The sequence below is a fragment of the Polaribacter sp. IC066 genome, assembly GCF_007997085.1.
Classification (GTDB): Bacteria; Bacteroidota; Bacteroidia; order Flavobacteriales; family Flavobacteriaceae; genus Polaribacter.
This window is the reverse complement of record NZ_VORR01000099.1, coordinates 1-3,964: the sequence shown is the minus strand read 5'-3', so window position 1 is coordinate 3,964 and position 3,964 is coordinate 1. Positions and strand designations below refer to the sequence as shown.

The following is a 3,964-nucleotide window of genomic DNA, read 5'->3' as shown; positions in this document are numbered from 1 at the left end:
ATTGCTTTAAACTTACTGAAAAATGAAAACTCTAAAAAACTATCTGTAAAAAGTAAAAGGCTTGAAGCTGGATGGAATGAAGACTATTTGCTCAAAATATTAAATATAAAAGTATGATTCTGCCCTGGCTTACACTATTTTTAATCGAACACTAATGTTTTTTTTCTTATATTAAGAATACCAACGTTTGTAAAATTGAGCTTGTAGAAGATTTCTCGACAATATACTAGTTTGCTTCGATCAACTCAAATAGACTTTTTGAGTTTTATTTTCTCCGGACTTTATAAAGTTAAATCAGTATTACATTTAAAAATATTTTATTGCAATGACTTCCTTAAAATGAGAATATATCAACCAACATCAGTATTTAAAAAATTATTTTAACCTGTAATTGAATACATCTCTTTTTGGCTCAAAAACAATTTTTATAACAGAGCCCTCTTAAGTGAAAGATTTTAGCGATTATGCTATTTCACAAAACCCTATTTAAGGTCACTTATTCCTTTTAGATACCGCTTGTTAATTACTAGAATATTAAGAATCTAAAACCAAATACTTTTGATAAAAATTAAAATTTTATTAAATAATTTAAGGATATGGTTTGTAAAAAGTGTAAAAAGGAAACAAAATTACCACTTAGAATATCTAGAACTTTTTTTCAGAGAGCATTTCTACCTCCATCTAAAAGATATTGGTGTTCTTTTTGTCAACATAAATATTTAAGCTTTCAGACTCTTAAACTAACTAGCTTATTTGGGTTAAAATAGCTGCATCGTTTAGTGTACCAATTGGTTCTCAAAAACAGCAAATTAATTGGTTATTTGCTCGCTTTGTTTACCAATTTTTAGTTTATAAAAATGAACAACTACTAGAGATATCAAAAAAGAATTTCTTTTTAATATTTTAACGCATAACGTTGGGGTATTAAACCCAAGATCCTGTTAGATACTGAAACAAGTTTACCGGACTTACGGGCAGGTAGCACTTACAATTTTGAATTCATAGCTTTGCTATTTTTCAAAATTAAGTTTTCTAGATTAAATAGTTTTATGACACACATGGTATATGATAAGTAAAAAAAACTTTCTTTCAATAACTTTATATTAAAAAAAAACAGGAGTAATTCAGCTTCTAAAAGAGCCTCTTTACATTCTTTTTAGAGGTGCATTGCGTTTACAAATCTTCAAAACATATTTTTCACCTATTCTAAAACGCTATACGTTATAGAAACCATACTTTTTTCAGTAAAACAGCGCTTTACAAACACCACTTACATCCTTATGCTTCCGGCTATATAGCATAGAGCCCACTTGTGCTGTTTAAGTCTAATTCACAATATAGTATATCCTAAAACACTATAAAACAATAGCATTACGCTATATTTGCGCAAAACAATCCCTATTTGTGAAAAATTTAAAAGCTTATATTGTTGAAGATGATCTTGAAAACATAGAACTTCTTAAGCTACTTGTTAAAAAATGTTCTCCTGATATTGAGTTTATAGGAGAAGCAACAAATACAGCCGAATTTATCGATTTATTATTGCTAAATAAAGCAGATATTATCTTTTTAGACATAGACCTGCAAGAAGAAAGAAACTCTTTAGATATTTTAAGCAATTTCACTAAAATAGAAGCCGAAATAGTTATTACAAGTTCTTCTGAAGAATTTGCTATAAATGCTTTAAATGAACATAATATTTCTTCTTATGTCTGAAGCCTTTGCATATTTTAAGTTTACAAAAAGCGCTTGATAAACTAAAAGAAAGAATAAAACAAAAAGAAACTTTAAGTACCTCTGTAGTTATAGAAAATTTAGCGGAAAATGTGATCGCAATATCTAATGTAGAAAAAATAGAAATTTTAGATATTGACAATATCATGTACCTCGAGGCAGATGGTAAATACACTATTTTTCATTTAGCCAATGCTTCTTCTAAAATGGTTTCTAGAAATATAGTTAGCTATACGGATATACTTCCAAAAATAAATTTTTTAGAATACACCATAAATATATTATCAATATTGGCAAAACAGAGAGTATCTATAAAACTGATGGGCACTATTGTTTACTTAAAAACACCAAAACTTTGCCGATAGCCAAAAGACGTTTAGAAGAATTCCGTAAATTTTTATCTTTAAAATAACAGCAATTTTACTAAAGATTGTCATTCACACAAAATTCAAACTCAACTTTATTGAGCAACAAAAATCTACAATATAGATGTATAATTTTTGACTTTATAAACAAAGCTTGCGCTACACTAAATTGTCTAAACAAAAGGTAAAATACAATGAGCCTACCGCGGTAATATTGGGTTAGAATAATATCTTTATCAGCATTATGTTACACAAACATGCACTGTTAATTTTATCGCCGCTTATACTCTTCATAGTTACAGTTATTCCTATTTTAGCTTACTTATCTAACGTGTTTGCCAATTATTACTTATTAAATAAACAAGTAAAATAACTTGCATATTTTTATAATAGTTTAGAGTTGTTTAACCTTTTAGTCTTTTAACTAAGCATTAACGTCTTGAAAACTCTGTGCATACGTAAACCAATACCTTTGTGAAGTCAATTATTTAGCAAATTTCAATACAAGGTAAATTGTAAATAAAAATAGTTCATAACTAATTAAAAAAGAAAAAAAATTGAAAACCCCCCTCCCATATTTAGAATTAAAAGAATCAATCTTTATCCTTAAAAAGAAAAACAAAGACCTCAAATCGACTGTAAACACCCATTTTAAAAATGATGAAAAAAGACTAGATAGACCAACGCAAGCAGCGAATAAAACAGAAAAATATCTAAAAAATTTAAACGAAGCAGAGCAACTTGTAAATTATGGAACCTGGGAATTCGATGCTACAAAAAATGCCATTTGGTGGTCTGACCAAATGTACAGAATATTTGACTTTAGCCCACAAGAAATTGAAGTTACCTATGAATCTTGGATGGCAAATATATTTCAGGAAGATAGAGAAAGTGTTGATTTAGCGTGCCAAAAATTAATTAGCAGTAAAGCACCATTAAACATTGAATATAGGGTGTTCACTAAATTGGGCAATTTAAAATTTGTAAAAGTAAAGTGTAATGTTCATTTTGATAAAGATGGTAATTTATTTAAACTATACGGTGTGGTCATAGATATAACAGCAGCAAAAGAATATGAACTTCTATTAGAAAAATCAAGTAGCACAAAATCCAAGCTTATGTCAATTCTTGCCCATGATTTAAGAGCTCCCTTTAACAAGATTATAGGATTTAGCGGAATATTGGTAGACAACATAAAAGAAGCTAGCTTATCTATAGCCGAATCTGAAAAGTATCTCAATATTTTACATAAATCAAGCCAACAAACACTAGATTTAGTTGATAATTTACTAAATTGGGTACGTTTTCAGTCAACCGAAATAACATTCAAGCCAACTCTATTCCCTGTATCAGAGGTTATCAAAGAAGTTTTAGGTCTTGAAATATTATTTGCAGGTGCAAAAAAAATAACTTTAAATTACACCGCTCCAGAAAAACTTGACGTCTATGCAGATAAAAACATGCTAAAAATAGTTATACGAAATCTGGTTTCTAATGCCATTAAGTTTACAAATTACGGAGGTAAAATTAGTATCGATTCCTTTTTAAGAAAAGGTGAGCTAGTGATTAAGGTTAAAGATAATGGTGTTGGAATAGAACCACAAAGAGCTAAAAATATTTTCACTAATTCTACAAACGCAACAACCTTTGGCACGCAAAATGAAGAAGGTACTGGCAAGGGGTTAGTTATTTGTAAAGAACTAATAGACAGACATCAAGGCAGGATTTATGTTAAAAGGTAACTATTCAGCGGATGTTTAGTGGTTGTTAACAATTTGATTTATTTTATCCACAATTTTTTATTTTTAGTCATTCTATTTCAAAAAAAGCAGTTGTTTATGCACATCGGTTGATAAGTGTGTGAT

3 protein-coding genes are annotated in these 3,964 nt (G+C 28.9%); all 3 read left to right on the top strand.

What is annotated here, in order from left to right; all coding sequences use genetic code 11:
• Positions 1-1,404 precede the first annotated feature (1,404 nt).
• The 3 genes from ES044_RS17865 (at position 1,405) to ES044_RS17855 (ending at position 3,841) form a co-directional block, all read left to right on the top strand.
• Positions 1,405-1,716 (top strand): response regulator, encoded by a 312-nt coding sequence (locus ES044_RS17865; protein ID WP_189663352.1) that lies wholly within the window; start codon positions 1,405-1,407, stop codon positions 1,714-1,716.
• Positions 1,717-1,999: 283 nt separating this feature from the next.
• Positions 2,000-2,146: a LytTR family transcriptional regulator DNA-binding domain-containing protein gene (locus ES044_RS19585; protein ID WP_147120694.1), complete on the top strand. Its 147-nt coding sequence runs from the start codon at positions 2,000-2,002 to the stop codon at positions 2,144-2,146.
• A 510-nt stretch (positions 2,147-2,656) separates the two neighbouring features.
• Positions 2,657-3,841, top strand: a complete 1,185-nt coding sequence (locus ES044_RS17855) for a PAS domain-containing sensor histidine kinase (RefSeq protein ID WP_147120692.1) — start codon at positions 2,657-2,659, stop codon at positions 3,839-3,841.
• The last annotated feature ends 123 nt before the right edge of the window (positions 3,842-3,964 follow it).